The 16,691-nt window shown below is 59.5% G+C and carries 16 protein-coding genes and 1 tRNA gene; 5 read left to right on the top strand and 12 right to left on the bottom strand.

Annotation, left to right across the window (positions count from 1 at the left end):
- Positions 1 to 40 precede the first annotated feature (40 nt).
- The 12 genes from FDP25_RS08560 to tsaD all read right to left on the bottom strand — a co-directional run bounded on the left by FDP25_RS08560 (position 41) and on the right by tsaD (position 12,159).
- Positions 41 to 910, bottom strand: a complete 870-nt coding sequence (locus tag FDP25_RS08560; protein WP_154150802.1) for a flagellar motor protein MotB — start codon at positions 908 to 910, stop codon at positions 41 to 43.
- Between the two features lie 172 nt (positions 911 to 1,082).
- Entirely contained in the window at positions 1,083 to 3,137 is a 2,055-nt protein-coding gene (locus FDP25_RS08565; RefSeq protein ID WP_154150804.1) for a 3'-5' exonuclease, read from the bottom strand.
- Positions 3,130 to 3,513, bottom strand: coding sequence for a response regulator transcription factor (locus FDP25_RS08570; protein ID WP_154150806.1), 384 nt, complete (start codon positions 3,511 to 3,513; stop codon positions 3,130 to 3,132). Before FDP25_RS08570 ends, FDP25_RS08565 begins: the two co-directional genes overlap by 8 nt.
- Positions 3,514 to 3,533: 20 nt before the next feature.
- Entirely contained in the window at positions 3,534 to 4,037 is a 504-nt protein-coding gene (locus FDP25_RS08575; RefSeq protein ID WP_246175793.1) for a hypothetical protein, read from the bottom strand.
- Between the two features lie 12 nt (positions 4,038 to 4,049).
- Positions 4,050 to 5,891, bottom strand: a complete 1,842-nt coding sequence (locus FDP25_RS08580) for a DUF294 nucleotidyltransferase-like domain-containing protein (RefSeq protein ID WP_154150810.1) — start codon at positions 5,889 to 5,891, stop codon at positions 4,050 to 4,052.
- A gap of 121 nt (positions 5,892 to 6,012) precedes the next feature.
- Complete coding sequence (locus FDP25_RS08585; RefSeq protein ID WP_154150812.1) at positions 6,013 to 7,797, bottom strand: sodium:solute symporter family protein; 1,785 nt, start codon at positions 7,795 to 7,797, stop codon at positions 6,013 to 6,015.
- A gap of 11 nt (positions 7,798 to 7,808) precedes the next feature.
- Positions 7,809 to 8,069, bottom strand: coding sequence for a DUF4212 domain-containing protein (locus FDP25_RS08590; protein WP_343031997.1), 261 nt, complete (start codon positions 8,067 to 8,069; stop codon positions 7,809 to 7,811).
- A 62-nt stretch (positions 8,070 to 8,131) separates the two neighbouring features.
- Positions 8,132 to 8,818: an adenylate kinase gene (locus FDP25_RS08595; RefSeq protein ID WP_154150814.1), complete on the bottom strand. Its 687-nt coding sequence runs from the start codon at positions 8,816 to 8,818 to the stop codon at positions 8,132 to 8,134.
- 597 nt (positions 8,819 to 9,415) lie between these two features.
- Positions 9,416 to 9,835 carry an EVE domain-containing protein gene (locus FDP25_RS08600; protein WP_154150816.1) on the bottom strand — a complete coding sequence of 140 codons (420 nt, stop codon included), beginning with the start codon at positions 9,833 to 9,835 and terminating at the stop codon, positions 9,416 to 9,418.
- A 3-nt stretch (positions 9,836 to 9,838) separates the two neighbouring features.
- Complete coding sequence (locus FDP25_RS08605; RefSeq protein WP_154150818.1) at positions 9,839 to 10,108, bottom strand: YciI family protein; 270 nt, start codon at positions 10,106 to 10,108, stop codon at positions 9,839 to 9,841.
- A complete protein-coding gene (locus FDP25_RS08610; RefSeq protein WP_154150820.1) occupies positions 10,109 to 11,068 on the bottom strand; it encodes an NAD(P)H-dependent glycerol-3-phosphate dehydrogenase in 960 nt (319 codons plus the stop codon). It lies immediately after the preceding gene.
- Positions 11,065 to 12,159, bottom strand: coding sequence for a tRNA (adenosine(37)-N6)-threonylcarbamoyltransferase complex transferase subunit TsaD (gene tsaD / locus FDP25_RS08615; RefSeq protein WP_154150822.1), 1,095 nt, complete (start codon positions 12,157 to 12,159; stop codon positions 11,065 to 11,067). The genes FDP25_RS08610 and tsaD overlap by 4 nt, the downstream gene beginning before the upstream one ends.
- A gap of 180 nt (positions 12,160 to 12,339) precedes the next feature.
- Here tsaD and FDP25_RS08620 point away from each other — a divergent pair, with 180 nt between their 5' ends.
- The 5 genes from FDP25_RS08620 (at position 12,340) to FDP25_RS17055 (ending at position 16,633) form a co-directional block, all read left to right on the top strand.
- Positions 12,340 to 12,960: a uroporphyrinogen-III synthase gene (locus tag FDP25_RS08620; protein ID WP_172982775.1), complete on the top strand. Its 621-nt coding sequence runs from the start codon at positions 12,340 to 12,342 to the stop codon at positions 12,958 to 12,960.
- A 95-nt stretch (positions 12,961 to 13,055) separates the two neighbouring features.
- Entirely contained in the window at positions 13,056 to 14,387 is a 1,332-nt protein-coding gene (locus FDP25_RS08625) for a COG4223 family protein (RefSeq protein WP_154150826.1), read from the top strand.
- 18 nt (positions 14,388 to 14,405) lie between these two features.
- Positions 14,406 to 15,896: a heme biosynthesis protein HemY gene (locus FDP25_RS08630; RefSeq protein ID WP_154150828.1), complete on the top strand. Its 1,491-nt coding sequence runs from the start codon at positions 14,406 to 14,408 to the stop codon at positions 15,894 to 15,896.
- A 44-nt stretch (positions 15,897 to 15,940) separates the two neighbouring features.
- Positions 15,941 to 16,016 (top strand) — tRNA-Thr (locus tag FDP25_RS08635).
- Positions 16,017 to 16,333: 317 nt separating this feature from the next.
- On the top strand, positions 16,334 to 16,633 hold the full coding sequence (locus FDP25_RS17055) for an SCP2 sterol-binding domain-containing protein (RefSeq protein ID WP_172982776.1): 300 nt from the start codon (positions 16,334 to 16,336) through the stop codon (positions 16,631 to 16,633).
- Positions 16,634 to 16,691: the final 58 nt, after the last annotated feature.

Consider the following 16,691-nt stretch of genomic DNA (forward strand, 5'->3'; position numbering starts at 1 on the left):
TCCATTTAACAGCGGCCTAACAGATAAAATGCCGCCTATTTCAACCGCTGTCCGACCGCAGGAAGATCACCTCGACCCGGTTGTTGCGCATGGCCATTGGGTTGCGCACCACAGGTTCGCGATCGGCATGGCCGGTCACCCGTTGCATCCGCTCGGCGTCCAATCCGCGATCCTGCAAAAGCTGACGCATGGCATTGGCGCGCTCGGCGGATAAATCCCAAACCGGGTTATGCGCCAGAACCACGGGGGCGGCTTGAATATGGCCTTCCACCGCTATTCCGTTTTGCACCAAGGCTCCGGCTTCGCTCAGGATTCCGGCAATCTGGTAAAGCAAGTCCGTTGGCTCGGCTGTGCCGGTCCTGAACAACTGCGCCCCGGGCAGGTCAAACACCTCGATCAGCAACCCCTCATCGGTCAGTCGTGTCAGGATGTGCCGACCCATTTTGCGTGACACGTTGCTTTCCCCGGACGTCCCGGAAAGCAGGTCTTCCACGTCCTTCAAGGCACGTTCAGCGGCGGACTCCATGACGGCGTCACTTTGTTCTGCCCCCTGCGCCGCCACGCCCATCTCGCCACGGGCTTGCCGCGATTCGGTCGGGCGGCGGTTCGTGGCGCCGGTCCCATTCTGTGGCAAAACCTCTTCCGAGAAGACACTTTCACCCCCGAAACTGCCGTCCCCTCCCCCCGAAATCCGATTGATCGGAATCGTCGGGCTAAAGTAATCCGCAATACCTTTTCTTTGCTTTTCCGTCGTCGCGTTCAGCAGCCACATCAAAAGAAAGAACGCCATCATGGCGGTCACGAAATCGGCGTACGCAACTTTCCACGCCCCGCCGTGGTGACCATCGCCACCCGTGACCTTCTTTCGTTTGATGATGACTGGCGCGGCGTTATCACCCGGCGCGCTCATCTCCACCACCTTTCTCTCACCCGGGGACAGGTCTAGCAGGGGGGCATTAATGGCCGCTTAACATTTAGAATTGTTAAGACTTCGGCGTTTCGTACGACTCGTACGATCATGTTTCGGACCATGGCGATTTTCGTACGAAAACGGGGGGGCAGTCGTACGACTCGTACGAAATTCAGTAATCCTGCGCCTTGCGGATTTTCGTCATCCGCTGACCGGCGGCAATGGCATCGCCAAGGGTGTGTATTCCCGCCGCCTCCATCACGCCGATCATCTGCAAGAAGACCTCGGCCGTAGCCATCGCATCCCCCAAGGCGGTGTGCCTCAGATTCGGCGGGATGCTCACCCCGAACCGCTCGGCCAAGGCATCCAGCGTATGCTGGCCGGTATGTTCATAAAGTGCCGCCGACAGAAGAACAGTGCATAAAACCGGATGATCAAAGCTATGCCCGATCATCTTCTCATCGCGCCGCAAGAAAGCCATGTCGAAAGGCGCATTATGGGCGACAAGCACGCCGCCGTCACAATACCTATGAAATGCTTTCCCGGCACCTACTATATCTGGTGCTTCACGAACCATGTCATCATTGATCCCATGCACCTTTGTCGAGGCCGCAGGGATCGTGCAACCGGGGTTGACCAGTGTATCGAAAACCTCGCCGTGCAGGATACGGCCATTGACGATCCGGACCCCGGCTATCTGCACGATCCTGTCTCCGCCACTTGGCGCAAGGCCGGTGGTTTCGGTATCGAACACCACGAAAGACAACTCCGACAAAGGCCGGTCTGCCATCTCCCCGCCGGAGGTCGGAAGATTGAAGTCATAAAACTCAGGCCGCACGTCCCCCGAGGCCAAGGCGGGCGCCCCCGACGCTTCGAGTGGAAGCACGATGCGGTGCCCGTAACCCCCTGTTTCCGACCAGATTTCCGTGCGATGCCCTTCAAGTACATCCCGGCCCGAATACGCCCCATAGCTTTCCGACAGAGGCTGTTTCAACCAAGCGTCCAAGTCACTTTCCCTGACCTCGGTTCCCTGCCACTCCAAGCTAACCCAAACCTCATGGCCATGCCGTTCGGCCCGCAGGCCCATGGCAAGACGCTGAGCATCCTGCGACAACCCCTGCACAACCCGCGCCAGCACCTCCATGATCGCGAAACCATCACAACGCAAAAAATGCACCCCGCCATCTGCATCAACGGGCCGATCAACACGGGCTTTCAGGCCTTCAAATATATCATCGGCCGCAACCTTGGACATAGGCCAATGGCGTGTTGTGATCCGCCCGTGGCGTTCTTCCATCTGGCGCAAGCAATTGAAAAGGCGGTTCAATTCTTCATTCATCGCAGCATCGAAGGTGGCGCGGGTCTTAAGCGGAATATCCGCGTCCGACTGCAAGACATCCAGAACCGCACCCATCGCCGCCGCCGGGCGGCGCACCTCTTCCATCAGGGTGTTGAACAGGTGGTCGCGCTCTGCGTGGGCTTGTAAATCCTCTGTCGCATCATGGAAGATCAAGACATGGCCCAGACGATCCTCGCCCGATAAAACCGGGCTGACACGGCCCAGCAGGAATCGCTCACCGTCCACGGTCGGCACAAGGAAGCTTTCGGCCTCTGTCTGGCCACGCGCAAGGCCCCTGTTCAGACGTTCGATCGCATGCTCCACAGGATCAAGCCGCAGGTAACTCCGCAAAGGCCGGTCCAATCCCAGATCGCCCAGCAACTCTTCTGCCGCACGGTTGAACAGCATCAGGCGGTTGTCCGGCGTGACAACGACAACTCCTTCGGCCAGATCGCGCAACAATGCCTCGAAAAGGGCCTTTTCACGCGCCAGATGGTCGGTTTCACGTGCAATCGCACGCTCCTGTGCCTCCCGCGCGTCGGACAGTGCCGAATGGATTGCCTGCGCCGCAGGGGCAAGAGCCCCCAAATACCGCGCCTGCTGTTCGTCAATCCCAACGCCCACATCGGCCCGCGCACGGGTATTGAGATCCGAGGCCAGCCCAAGGATGGGGCGGGCGACATTCTCGTCAAAAAGGTAGCCAATCCAAGCGGTTAGCCCGAGGATACCAAAGCCCGCCGCAAGCCCGGCCAAAATGTACCCGTCCACAGGGCCGCCATTTCGGCTATGTCCCAACCAAAGCGCACCCACGAGAATAGCAACACCGCCAAGCGCAAGTGCCGCAAAGAACAGGGCAAACCGAAGCCGCAGGCCAAAGCGTTCACGCATCGGGCCCCTCCTCCAGAAGCGTCTTGATCTGGTCTGTGAGGTCCGATGTGGCAAAGGGCTTGGTCAAAAACGCGTCGGCGCCAAGCGCCAACCCCTTGCGCCGCTCGACCTCGCCACCCCGCGCGGTCATCATCAAAACCTTGGTCCCGGCGAGCGTGGCATCACGACGAATGGATTGGCAAATTTCATACCCCGAACTGCCCGGGAGCATCACATCGAGAACGACCAGGTCGGGTTGCGCCTCGGTGATCGCCGCCATGGCCAGATCGCCATCCGCCACCCGGCGCAGGCGATACCCCTGACGTCCGATCAAATGTTCAAGCGCGAGGGCGATGTTATCCTCGTCCTCTACCAGCAGAACGGTTTTCTCCTCCATCGGTCCGGCCTCCCTCCGGCTCAATCGGTGCAGACAGCACCGTAAATCGGGTCCTCCCGCGTCACCGGCAGCCAATTGGCCGCCTCCTCCGGATCGGCAAGGACCGCATCGGTGACAAGCGCGCGGGCCGGGTCATCGCAATTGACCAGCTGCATGACCTTCCCCGGCGCCTGCCATCGTTCAAACAAATACAAATCGACAAGCCGCGCGCCTTGAACTGCCTCGTTCTCACGGATACCGGCCACATCGGCAGCCATGAGGCGTGTGGTTTGGGGCACGATGTATGTCCAGGGCTTCCAGATGCGCGACACCTCGACGGTATCGATCACCTCGACCCCCTCGGGCAGGCCCGCCTTGGTCCGCGCGGCCCAACTGTATTCCGACCAGATGGCAAAGCCGATCATCGTCACACCCGCCGCCACGGGCATCACCCACTTGGGCAGGCGGTTGCCCGTCATGATGTTGACCACCAGAACAACACCGGCGGCGGCGAACCCGGCAACTAGACTGGCAATCAATTCCATGAACATCCTGATTTACCCCAATGCGCCTTTGCCCTGCCCGACCGCCGATTGCATGGTCTTGATCACCATGAAGGCATCGCGCAGGTGGTTGCGTTCCAGTTCCGAAAGCGCCCCGGGCGCCATAAAGTTATCCGGCGCCTCACCGTTGCGGATTTGATAGGCCTGATGGCGCAAACGGGTTTCAGCAATCAACTCGTAGGCATCCAAAAGGTCATGGGCGCCCGATTTGGAAATCACGCCCCTATCACGTGCCTCTTCGATACGATCCAGTGTATTCACCGCCTCGAACCCGCCCTGAAGGGCATAAATCCGGCCCAGATCGACCACCGGCACCACGCCGGAATGCTTGAGGTCTACCATGTTCTTGTGTTCGCCCGACCGGATCAGGGCAAACCCCCTGAACAGGCTGAGGGGCGGCGTGTGTTTGAGGGAGTTGGAAATCATGTGCGCCACGAAGATCGAGTTCTTGCGCGCAAGGCGTAGAATTTCTGCCTGCATGTCTTCGAACAGGCTTTCATCGCCCGCAATCGGGCGCAAATCGAACATGACCGAGGCCAGCATCTGTGCCTCATTGTCGGGTTGCGCGATCCATCCCTTGAAATACTCGCGCCAAACGCGGCGGGGTTGCCGCCAGCGGGGGTTGGTGGCCATCATGTCACCGGGGCAATAGACGAATCCACAGGTATTGAGGCCGTCACTCACGAATTGCGCCAGATTGGCAAAATAAGCATCGTGTTCAGGCGTCATGTCATCATGCAGGATTAGGCAGTTATCCTGATCCGATTGCCCGGTTTGTTCGCGCCGTCCCTGGCTACCGCAAGCCAGCCAAAGATACGGCACCGGCGCCGGGCCGAGTTTTTCCTCGCCAAGAGCCAGAAGGCGGCGGGTGATCGCATCAGTTATGTCGGTGATCCGGCGTGTCACCGCCTGTGGCCGGGTGCCCGCACTGACGAGTTGCGACAAGAGTTCCGGCACACGCTCCATGACACGCGCCATGGTCTCGGCATCTTCGGCCTGCACGATATCGGCGATCATGTGGCTGGCCGTGGCGGCCTGGCGACGGAAGAGATCGGTCTTACCGATCATCCCCACGATGCGGCCCCGCGATTCCACGGGCAGGTGGTTGATCCCGTGATCCGACATCATCATCAACGCATCCAGCCCAAGGCTATCGGGCGTGATCGTCATCGGCCTCGGCGTCATGACCTGCGCCACCGATATATCCCCGCTCAGGCCCTCGGCCAGCACTTTATTGGTCATGTCATGTACGGTGACGATCCCAGTCAGGGTGGTATCCTCCATCACCAGAACCGAGGAAATCTTCTTGTCCCGCATCACGCGGGCAACATCGGTAACCGTGTTGCTTTCCGGGCAGGTCACCGGCGTTGTCGCCATCAGGTCCGAGACCTGCAAGGCGGTCAGACCCGTCGCATAAGGGCCTTCATCCCGGTCGCCCTCGGTCGGGGCTGAGCGGCCAAACCAAGCCGACAATTCGTCACTGTCTTCCAGCAGTGCCAGAAAAACCTTTGCAGGAATCACGATAAGCTGGCTGTCTTCGGTCACACGGGCCGTCAGCATCGCACGGCCATCCCGCAGCAGGCCACGCTCGCCCATGATGTCCCCCGGACCCCGCTGCGAAATCAGGTCGGCGTTGCTGGCTTCAATATCAAGCGCCCCGCTTTCAACAATATAAAGCCCCTCGATCGGTGCACCTTCCTTGAACAGGATATGCCCCGCAGGCACCGTGACACGCTGCGCCTTTTCGGCAAGCGCGCGCCGCTTGCCGTCGGGCAGCATGTCAAAAGGGGCATTCTGGGTCAGGATGTGCAGAATGTCTGCGGGGTCGTCTACCATGCAAGGCGCTCCTGTCGGATGGCGAAAACTAGAAACGATCTGTCTAAAAGACACCCCGGTCTATGCGAAATGGCAAGGGGAAGGAACAAGGGGCGCCAATAGCGCCCCTTGTTGTATCGCATTAGTGGTCGGCGGCTGCCGCGCCTGCCCCTTTTGGCACGCGGACACTTTCGACCAGATCGTCGATTTCCTGCGGGATCGGATCGGACGACTTCGACACGATGAAGGCCACCGCGAAGTTGATCATCGCACCGACTGCCCCGAAGGAGGTCGACTTGATCGTGCCAAGCAGCGGATCGGCATCGGTGAAGCTGTTCGTGCCGGGGATGAAGAACCACCCCTTGTGCAGGAAGATATAGACCAGCGTCACGATCAGACCGGCCAGCATCCCCGCCACGGCGCCCTTGTTGTTCACCTTGGTAAAGATGCCCATCATCAGCGCCGGGAAGATCGAGGCCGCAGCCAGACCGAAGGCAAGCGCCACCGTCTGCGCCGCAAAGCCCGGCGGGTTCAGCCCCAGGTAGGAGGCCACGACAATGGCCACCGCCATCGCGACACGGGCCGACAGAAGTTCACCCTTTTCGCTGATGTTCGGGTTGAACTGACCCTTGATCAGGTCGTGGCTTACCGCCGAGGAAATCGCCAGCAACAGGCCCGCCGCCGTGGACAGGGCCGCGGCCAGACCACCAGCCGCCACCAAGCCGATCACCCAACCCGGCAGGTTGGCGATCTCGGGGTTGGCCAGAACAAGGATGTCGCGGTTGAAATTGGTCAGCTCGTTGCCTTCCCAACCGGCTTCGGCGGCCTTGGCCTGCATCTCGGCATTACCATCATTGTAATACTGAATACGGCCATCGCCGTTCTTGTCTTCCCAACCCAGAAGGCCGGTCGTCTGCCACGTCGCCATCCAGTCATACGCCGGATCGCTTTCGATCTGTTCGACCGAAACGGCCTGACCGCTTGTGCCTTCCGGCCACATCAGCTCGGTGATGTTGAGACGCGCCATGGCACCCACAGCCGGGGCCGTGAGGTAAAGCAAGGCGATAAAGACAAGCGCCCAACCGGCCGACCAACGGGCATCCGCCACTTTCGGCACGGTGAAAAAGCGCATGATCACGTGCGGCAGACCGGCGGTCCCGATCATCAGCGACAGGGTGAACAGCACCATGTTCAGCGTATCGGCGTGGTGCGCCGTGTACTCGTTAAAGCCCAGCTCGGTCACGATCTGGTCCAGCTTGGCCAGAAGCGGCTCACCCGATGCGGCATGATCACCGAACAGGCCAAGGGCCGGAATCGGGTTGCCGGTCAGTTGCAGCGAGATGAAGATCGCAGGGATGGTGTAGGCAAGGATAAGCACGACATATTGCGCCACCTGCGTATAGGTCACGCCCTTCATGCCGCCGAAAACGGCATAGGCGAAGACCACACAGGCCCCGATCAACAGGCCGGTCGTGTTGTCGACCTCAAGGAAGCGGCCAAAGGCCACGCCCACGCCGGTCATCTGGCCGATCACATAGGTCGTCGAGGCGACGATCAAACAGATCACGGCCACAAGGCGCGCCGTGGGGCTGTAGAAGCGATCACCGATGAACTCCGACACGGTGAACTTGCCGAACTTCCGCAGGTACGGGGCCAGCAACAGCGCCAGAAGCACATAACCACCAGTCCAGCCCATCAGGAAGGACGAGTTGTCATAGCCGGTAAAGGCGATCAGGCCCGCCATCGAGATGAACGAGGCCGCCGACATCCAGTCAGCCGCAGTTGCCATACCGTTGGTGACAGGGTGAACACCACGCCCGGCGGCATAGAATTCACTGGTCGATCCGGCACGCGCCCAGATGGCGATACCGATATAAAGCGCGAAAGACGCGCCAACGAAAAGCAGGTTAAGTGTAAACTGATCCATCTATCAGGCCCTCACTCTTCGCCAACGCCATGTTCGGCGTCCAGCTTGTTCATGCGCCAAGCGTAGAAGAAGATCAGGCCAAGAAAGACCAGAATCGACCCCTGCTGCGCGAACCAGAAGCCCAGATCGGTGCCGCCTACGGCGATCCCCGACAAGGCCGGGCGCAGCAGAATACCGAACCCGAACGACACCAGGGCCCAGATTACCAGGCTCCCGATAATAAGACGCAGATTGGCTTTCCAATATGCGTTGTTAGAAGACTCTTCGGACACTTCTTGCCCTCCCGTTCCAGTTTCCTCTTAACCGTTTGCGCAGGCGCGCAATCGGATCTCCCTTACGCGACCACCTGTTCGACGATCGCGGTCAGCTCTTTTGCGATGGCGTCGATATCGCCCATCGCATCGACACGCTTCAGCGCACCCTTGTTGTCGTAGTAAGCAATCAACGGCGCAGTCTGTGCGTGATACGCCTTGAGCCGCTGCGAGACGGTTTCGGCGTTGTCATCGGCACGGCGCGTCATGTCGGTACCACCGCATTTGTCGCATTTGCCCTCGGTCCGGGGCTGCTTGAATTCGTCGTGGTATCCTTCGCCGCAATTGGCACAGGTAAATCGCCCGGCAACGCGGGTGACCATGGCGTCGTCGTCCACCTCAAGGCTGATCGCGGCACTGATCTTGCTGCCGCTTTCCGCCATCAACCCGTCAAGGGCCTCGGCCTGCGCCGTGGTGCGCGGGAAGCCATCAAGGATCACACCACGCGCGCAATCATCCTCGGCCAGCCGGTCACGAAGAATGGCAATGACGATATCGTCGCTCACCAGATTACCGGCCTCCATAACGGCCTTGGCCTGTTTACCGGCCTCGGTCCCTGCTGCCACGGCAGCACGTAGCAGATCGCCGGTGCTCAACTGCACAAGGCCGAAACGCTCTTGCAGCATCCGGGCCTGCGTACCCTTGCCCGCGCCCGGCGGCCCCAAAAGAATAAGATTGGCCGCCGATTGCGACGCTTGCGGTCCGTCCATCACTAATGTCCTCCTCTATCCTTGGTGGAGTCGCCCCCGCCAAGGCCCTGATGCTGTGACCCGGAATGCCGCCCGCTCCTCCCGACGCGGCATCGCAGAAATATTGTTGCGATTTCGGACACCCAAGTTACGTATTCGTTCGCATACAATAATTGAAAATAGTAAATTTTGGAATATGTACCTGATACTGCGTATTTTTTTGGAAATTTTATTTACTTACTAAAGCTCAATTTTTGTAAATTGATTAACAAGAACAATGTTTTCCCTTGGATTTCAACGCTCTGCTCGGTTTCGAGAAAGACACGGTATGGCCTTTCAACTCTGCATTGCAGCATCACATCTAAGGCATCACGACGATTTAGGCCTTAAAATCAACAGCCACCTGCCAAGTCATCGAATCATGCCAATGCATAATTCGCATTTGAAGCTTATCCTCCGGATTTGATGTTTGGCGTTTTCCACGGCCCGCGCTAATGTCGTTCTCAGCAGGCCAGGATGGCCGGAACCTAATCCAGTGACACGTGTGGTGTGTAGGGAGCACGTGGGGTAACGGAGGGTACCGGCATCCGCCGCTGCCCTCCGTTTTTTACGAGACCTTTACGCAGGCAATCCTGCCAGTTCGCGCACAATACGCCACTCCGCATCGCTCACTGGCTGAACGGACAGGCGTGAGTTCTTGACAAGCACCATATCGGCCAGCCGCTCATCCTGCTTGATCATGTCCAGCGTCACAGGTGTTTTGACACTCTCAATTGCCTTGATGTCCACGCATTCCCAACGCGGATCGTCGGTTGTGCTGTCGGGGTGGGCCTCGGCGATCACTTCGACAATCCCGACAACCGCCTTTTCCTTTTGGCTGTGGTAGAAAAAGCCGCGGTCGCCCACGGCCATCTCGCGCATGAAATTGCGGGCCTGATAATTGCGCACACCATCCCATTCCTCGCCGGTGTCGCCCTTGGCCTTCTGGTCGTCCCAGCTCCATGTCGAGGGTTCGGATTTGAACAGCCAATACCGCATTGTTCAGATCACCTTTTTCCACGGGATCAATTCGACTGAATCGAACAACCCCGCCTTGGCATAAGGGTCATTATCGGCCCATCCCTGCGCGGCCGCCATATCCTCGACCTCAAGAATGACCAGAGAGCCGATCATCTCGCCTGCATCATCCAAAAGCGGCCCGGCCTGCGCGACCACGCCGGTTTCTTTGATATATGCAAGATGCGCCTCACGGTTGGCTTTCCGAATGTTCAGCGCGCCGGGCTTGTCGCGGGCGATCAGGGCAATCAGCATTCATTCTTCCTTCAATGGTCGTGACAAAAGCATATCCATCGCCTGATCCACCTGCAATTCCCCAGATATCAACCCGGTGATCGCGGTCGTGATCGGCATTTCAAGGCCAAGGGCCTGCGCCTTTTCGTGCACCGCACGGGCCGTTGCCGCGCCCTCTACGGTAACCGACGGATCAAAGGCTTCGTTTCGGCCCAAACTCAGCCCGAAACGGTAGTTTCTGGATTGCTCCGAAGTACAGGTCAGAACCAGATCACCGAATCCCGACAGGCCTGCCAGGGTCTCGGGCTCGGCGCCCAAGGCCACGGCCATGCGTGTCATCTCGGCAAAGCCACGGGTCATCAGGGCGGCGCGGGCACTGTCCCCCAAGGCCGCGCCCATGACGACACCCGCCCCGATGGCCATGACATTCTTCAAAGCCCCGCCAAGCTCGGCCCCGATGGTATCGCTGGTGCGATAAATCCGCAGGTTGGGCGTTGTCAGGGCCTGCTGAAGGGCTTCCCCAGCCCGAACATCCGCACAGGCGAGGGTCAGCGCCGTCGGAAGGCCCTTGGCGATATCCGCCGCAAACGATGGCCCGGTCAGGATCGCGGGTGTCGCGGCGTGGCAAATCTCCTGAACGATCTGAACGGGGCCTTTGCCGGTACTCAGTTCCATACCCTTGCAACAGGCCACAAGACGGGCTTGCGAAAGCACGCCCCGATGCCCTTCAAGCACGCCGCGCAGGCGCTGCATGGGAACCGCCAGAAGGACCGTATCCTCACTTGAAAACGTCTCTAACCCGGCACAAAACGTGATATTTGTTGGCAGTGGAACCCCCGGCAAACGCCGTTCGTTCTGCCCTGTGCGTTGCATTGCCTCGACATGGCGCGCGTCATGCGCCCACAGGCGAACCGGCCCATTCCGGGACAGGGATACCGCCAAGGCCGTACCAAAAGCGCCCGCGCCCATCACCGTGATCATGCCTTGGCCCCCTTCTTGCCACCGCCCAACATCCCCGGGCGGCTTTGATCCAACGGCCACCGGGGACGCGCCGCAAGGTCCATCCCGTCACGCCGACCCAAAGCGAACAGTTCCGCACCGGCATAGGCAATCATCGCCGCGTTATCGGTGCAAAGTTTCAGGGGCGGCGCCAGGAATCTTGCCTCGAACTGCGCTGCAACAGTCTCTAATTCCGCCCGAATTGCCCCATTGGCGGCAACACCGCCAGCCACGGCAATCACTGGCTCTGCCGGGTTTTCCTGACAATAAAGCGCCATGGCGCGGCGTGTCTTTTCGGCCAGAACATCCACCACGGCCGCCTGAAACCCGGCGCAAAGATCGGCCCGATCCCGACGCGTCAATCCGCCTTTCTCGGCCACCAAAGCATCCCGTGCACGCAGAACCGCGGTTTTCAACCCGGAGAAGGACATATCGCAACCGGGCCGGTCCAGCAGAGGCCGCGGCAGCCTGAACCGCCCCGCATCACCATTCGCCGCCTCACGCTCGACCGCCGGGCCACCGGGCTGCACTAGGCCCAGAAGACGGGCGACCTTGTCAAATGCCTCACCCGGCGCATCATCGATCGTGCCACCGAGCCGGGTAAAATCCTCGGGGCCGCGTACAATCAGGAACTGGCAATGCCCCCCCGACACCAGAAGCATCAGGTAAGGATAAGCCACCCCATCCGTCAGGCGCGGCGTCAGGGCGTGCCCGGCCAAATGGTTCACCCCGATCAAGGGCAGGCCAGTGCCCGCCGCGATCCCCTTGGCGCACATCACGCCGGACAGGACCCCGCCGATCAGGCCAGGCCCCGATGTCACGGCCACGGCATCGAGATCGCCAAATCCAACACCAGCCTCCGTCATAGCCGCAGCTACCGAAGTATCCAGCTTCTCGGCATGGGCCCTTGCCGCGATCTCGGGCACGACACCGCCAAAATCCTCGTGCAGGGCGGTCTGCCCGTGCACTATGGACGACAAAACCTCGGGCCCATCTGGTCCAACCCGCACGATGGCCGCCGCCGTATCGTCACAGCTACTTTCCAAGCCAAGAATCGTCAGGGTCTTGTTCATCGCGCGGCCCGTTGCATGAATGCTGATAGGCAGGTAACACCAAGGTGTGAAACAGACAACTGTGGACACCCGATGACGGCAAGCATCCTGATCACCCGGCCGGACCCGGCGGGCACCACATTTGCCGGCATGCTTCGTACAAAACTCGGCGAAAACTGTACGATTTGTACATCTCCACTGATGCAGATCGAGGTCTGCGCCAATTTGCCCGACCTTGTCGGCACAGGCACCCTCATCTTCACTTCGCGTCACGGGGTCGAGGCCTTCGCGCAACTCACCGACCGGCGTGATATTCCCGCCTATGCCGTGGGCGAGGCAACAGGACAGGCCGCGCGCGACATCGGGTTGACGGTAACCGTTGGCGAAGGGGATGCAGAGCGTCTGATAAAACAGATCGTCGCCGACAAACCAAATCTCCCATGCCTTCATCTGCGAGGTGAGCACGTGGCCGCCCCATTAGCAGAAACCCTGACTTCCGCAGGGTTAGAGACACATGAAGCCGTGATCTACCTGCAAAGGCCATGCCCGCTCTCCGACGAGGCCCAACGACTTTTGCAAAAGCCGGATCCCGTCATCCTACCGCTGTTTTCCCCCCGCAGTGCACGCCTTGCCTTTGCGCAGGAAAAGCACTCCAATTGGCAGGCCCCCCTGCATATCGTGGCCATGAGCCAAGCCGTCGCTGATCAAGTCCCGGCAGGGCGCGCAAGCAGCATCAGCATTGCGGCAACACTCGATGCGATGGCCATGGTGCAAGCCACTGAACGGGCATGGATCAAAGCCAACCGACTTGAGGGCTGCTAACCTGCGCATTAAGGTTCAAGAGTGCATCGCGCGCGCAAGATTCGAAAGGGTGTATTGTAGTGGCTGGAAAAAACAAATCGTCAAACGATAGTACGGTGGACGAAACAACCGCGGATGACTCTGAAAACGTGCAGGCAGACGACACGCCGGCCACCGATATCGACGCCACGGAATCAGATGATACGCTTACTGCGGAGGATGACACTGCAAGCGAGCTTTCCGTAACTGGTGAGCAACCAGCAGACGCAGACGCAGACGCAGACGCAGACGCAGACGCAGACGCAGACGCAGACGCAGACGCAGACGCAGACGCAGACGCAGACGCAGACGCAGACGACGTAACGGCGACAGATGAGCCGTCAAGCGCGGATGATATTTCCGAGGCAGACGCCCCCAAGTCTTCTGTGCCCGAACCTCAACCCACCCCTCCACAGCAAGAAAGCGCCGCACGCAAGGGCGGTTTTTTCCCGATGTTGCTGGGTGGTATCGCCGCAGGGGCCATCGGAATTGGCGCCGCTCAATACCTGCCGGACGGTTTCCTGCCCTTTGGCACGACCTCGGAAGATCCAAAAACAGACGAGATTCAGGCCGCCCTCGACACACAGGCGACACAGATTGCCGAACTGAATGAAAAACTCTCTGCCGCTGCTCAAAGCCCGGACCTAAGCGGGATTGAAACAGCACAAGATTCAATTGCATCGTCCGTCTCCGAAATCTCGGCGCAGGTCAGCAAGATCGAGACCCGGCTTTCAGAGCTGGATACACGCCTGACGGATGTTGAACAGCGCCCGATCACCGAAGGGGCCTCGGATGCCGCCGTTGCCGCATACGAACGTGAGCTTCGCGCGCTACAAGATGCCATGGCCGCGCAACGTTCCGAGATCGAAGACATGACGGCCGAGGCGCGAAAACTGGAAGAAGATGCCGCAGCCACGGCACAGGAAACCATGCGCCGTGCCGCCCTGACCCGTATTCAAACCGCGCTCGAATCCGGCACCGGATTCGCCCCGGCCCTAGCCGATTTGGAAGCCACAGGTGCGCAGGTTCCCGAGGCGCTTAAAGCTGTTGCTGAGGATGGCGTACCCTCACTGACCGCACTTCAGGAAAGCTTCCCCGACGCGGCCCGCAAGGCATTGGCTACGTCGCGTTCCGTGGTGACGGGTGAGGGCAAAACTAGTGGATTTTCCGATTTCCTGTTTGCGCAACTGGGCGCGCGGTCGCTTGAGCCGAAAGAGGGCAACAGCCCCGATGCCATCCTGAGCCGGGCCGAAGCCGCGTTGCGGGATGGGCGTTTGACCGATGCTCTGGCCGAAATCGAGGGCCTTCCCGAACAGGGCCGCGCCGAATTATCCGACTGGTCCGGCGAGGTTGCCCGCCGGTTGGATGCCATCTCCGCCGCGCAAGCGCTTGGCGAGAACCTGAACTGAACCTGAAAGGGCGTTTTTATGCTTTGGTCGATTATTAAAATAGTTGTTTTCGGCGCCCTGGTTGCCGCCGCGGCTTATGGCGCGTGGTTTCTTCTGGAACTGGACGGCGGTGTGCAAATCGTCATGGCCGGGTATGAGTTCAACCTGACGCCAATGATGACGGTGATCGCGCTTGTGCTTCTGGTTCTGGCGATCTGGATCATCCTGAAACTGGCGGGCCTGTTGATCGCGGTGCTGAAGTTCATCAACGGCGATGAAACGGCCCTTTCGCGGTACTTCGATCGGAACCGTCAGGAAAAGGGCTATCGCGCACTTTCCGAAGGCCTGCTTGCCTTGGCCTCGGGCGAAGGCGATGTCGCCATGGCCAAGGGCAACAAGGCCGAGAAGTACCTGAAGAAGCCGGCCCTGACCAACCTGATCACGGCACAGGCCGCCGAAATGTCGGGCGACCGCAAGAAGGCGGAATCTGTTTATAAGCGCTTGTTGAAAAACGAGAATACCCGTTTCGTGGGTGTCCGTGGCCTGATGAAACAGAAACTCTCGGACGGCGATACCGAGACCGCTTTGAAACTGGCGGAAACCGCCTTTGCCCTCAAGCCCAAGCATGGCGAAGTGCAGGATGCGCTGTTGCAATTGCAGGCCAAGACCGAGGATTGGAAAGGCGCACGTGAGACCCTGAATGCCAAGCTGAAATATGGCACCCTGCCGCGTGATGTGCATAAACGGCGCGATGCCGTTCTGGCCTTGTCGGAAGCACGCGAGGTTCTGGAGGAAGGCCAAAGCATCGAGGCGCGAGAGGCGGCCATTGAGGCCAATCGCCTGTCGCCCGATCTGGTGCCTGCGGCGGTTTTGGCGGCGCGTGGTTATATCGACCAAGGCTCGAAACGCTATGCAACACGGGTGATCAAGAAGGCGTGGGATGTTCAGCCGCACCCCGATCTGGCCGCCGCTTTCGCCGAGATCGAACCCGACGAGACGCCGGACAAACGCCTGAAACGCTTCAATAAATTGCTACGCGTTCATCCCGAAAACCGCGAGACCAAGCTGCTTGAAGCCGAGCTGCATATCGCCGCCGAAGACTTCCCGGCGGCGCGGCGGGCTTTGGGTGATCTGGCCGAGGGGGACCCGGATGCGCGGGCGCTGACGATCATGGCCGCGGTGGAGCGGGGCGAAGGCGCCTCGGACGCGGTGGTCAAGGGTTGGCTGGCGCGGGCGCTGTCGGCACCGCGCGGTCCGCAATGGGTGTGTGACAATTGCCATCATATACACGCCGAGTGGGTGCCGATCTGCGAGAATTGCGAGTCTTTCGACACGCTATCGTGGACAGCGCCACCGGCCCAATCGGTAAGTACGGCCACGGGTGTTGAGATGCTGCCGCTGATCGTTGGCGCGATCGAGGACAAGTCATTGGAAGACAACGAGGAATCCGAAGACGACCACAGCGATGTCGTGGATGCCGAGATCGTTGAAGATGAGGGCGAAACACCCGAGGAACCAACCGAAAAATAACGCTTCCACAGGGGCGCACGCGGTGCTATAGCCGCGTCCCGAGTGCCGGTGTAGCTCAGCTGGTAGAGCACGTCATTCGTAATGATGGGGTCGTAGGTTCGAGTCCTATCACCGGCACCAGATCTTCCCGAAATCCTGCGGCGGCAGCCAAAATGTGGCGAATCGGGCTCAAGCTCTTCGTTAACAAGGGAAATTCCAGTCTGCATCGCGTCTGTTATGCGTCGGTATCACGTCGGTATTTTTCGCCGCACCCCGGCGGGTTAACAGGGCGCGCGGTGGGTTTTGTACGAAACGTACGCGAGTTTCGTACGTTTTGGGAGACGGTTGAAAGTTTCACCCGTTGGCTAACCCGAAAGTACAATTCTCAGATCTCGACCCAGCGTCAAACTAGACACAGCACCCGAAAACCACTTCTATGCCGGGCGAAGGAGACGACCGTGACCGACCCAAGCAAGGCTGAAATTATAGACCTCGTGAGCAAACGCGCCAAAAATCGGATAAAGGGCAGCGTTCGGCTAGAGATGCCGGGTACGGCGACGCTCTTTGTGGACGAAACCGGAGCAATAGAAAGCGATCTGGCCGCTGACATAACTCTGACGGCGGACGCTCGTGTATTCTACGACATCGCAATGGGGATCAGGAATCCCGCAAAGGCGTTTATGATGCGCCAACTAAAGGTCGATGGAAATCCGATGAAGGCGCTCAAAATCGGTGAAATCCTGAGTGCGGCAGATTAGGCTTTTGTGACCCGGTACACCGTTTTCAGCGAAAATCTGTTGCTTTCCTGAGGCTGAA

Origin of the sequence: Roseovarius bejariae, from assembly GCF_009669325.1 — a bacterium.
GTDB classification, from domain to species: domain Bacteria; phylum Pseudomonadota; class Alphaproteobacteria; order Rhodobacterales; family Rhodobacteraceae; genus Roseovarius; species Roseovarius bejariae.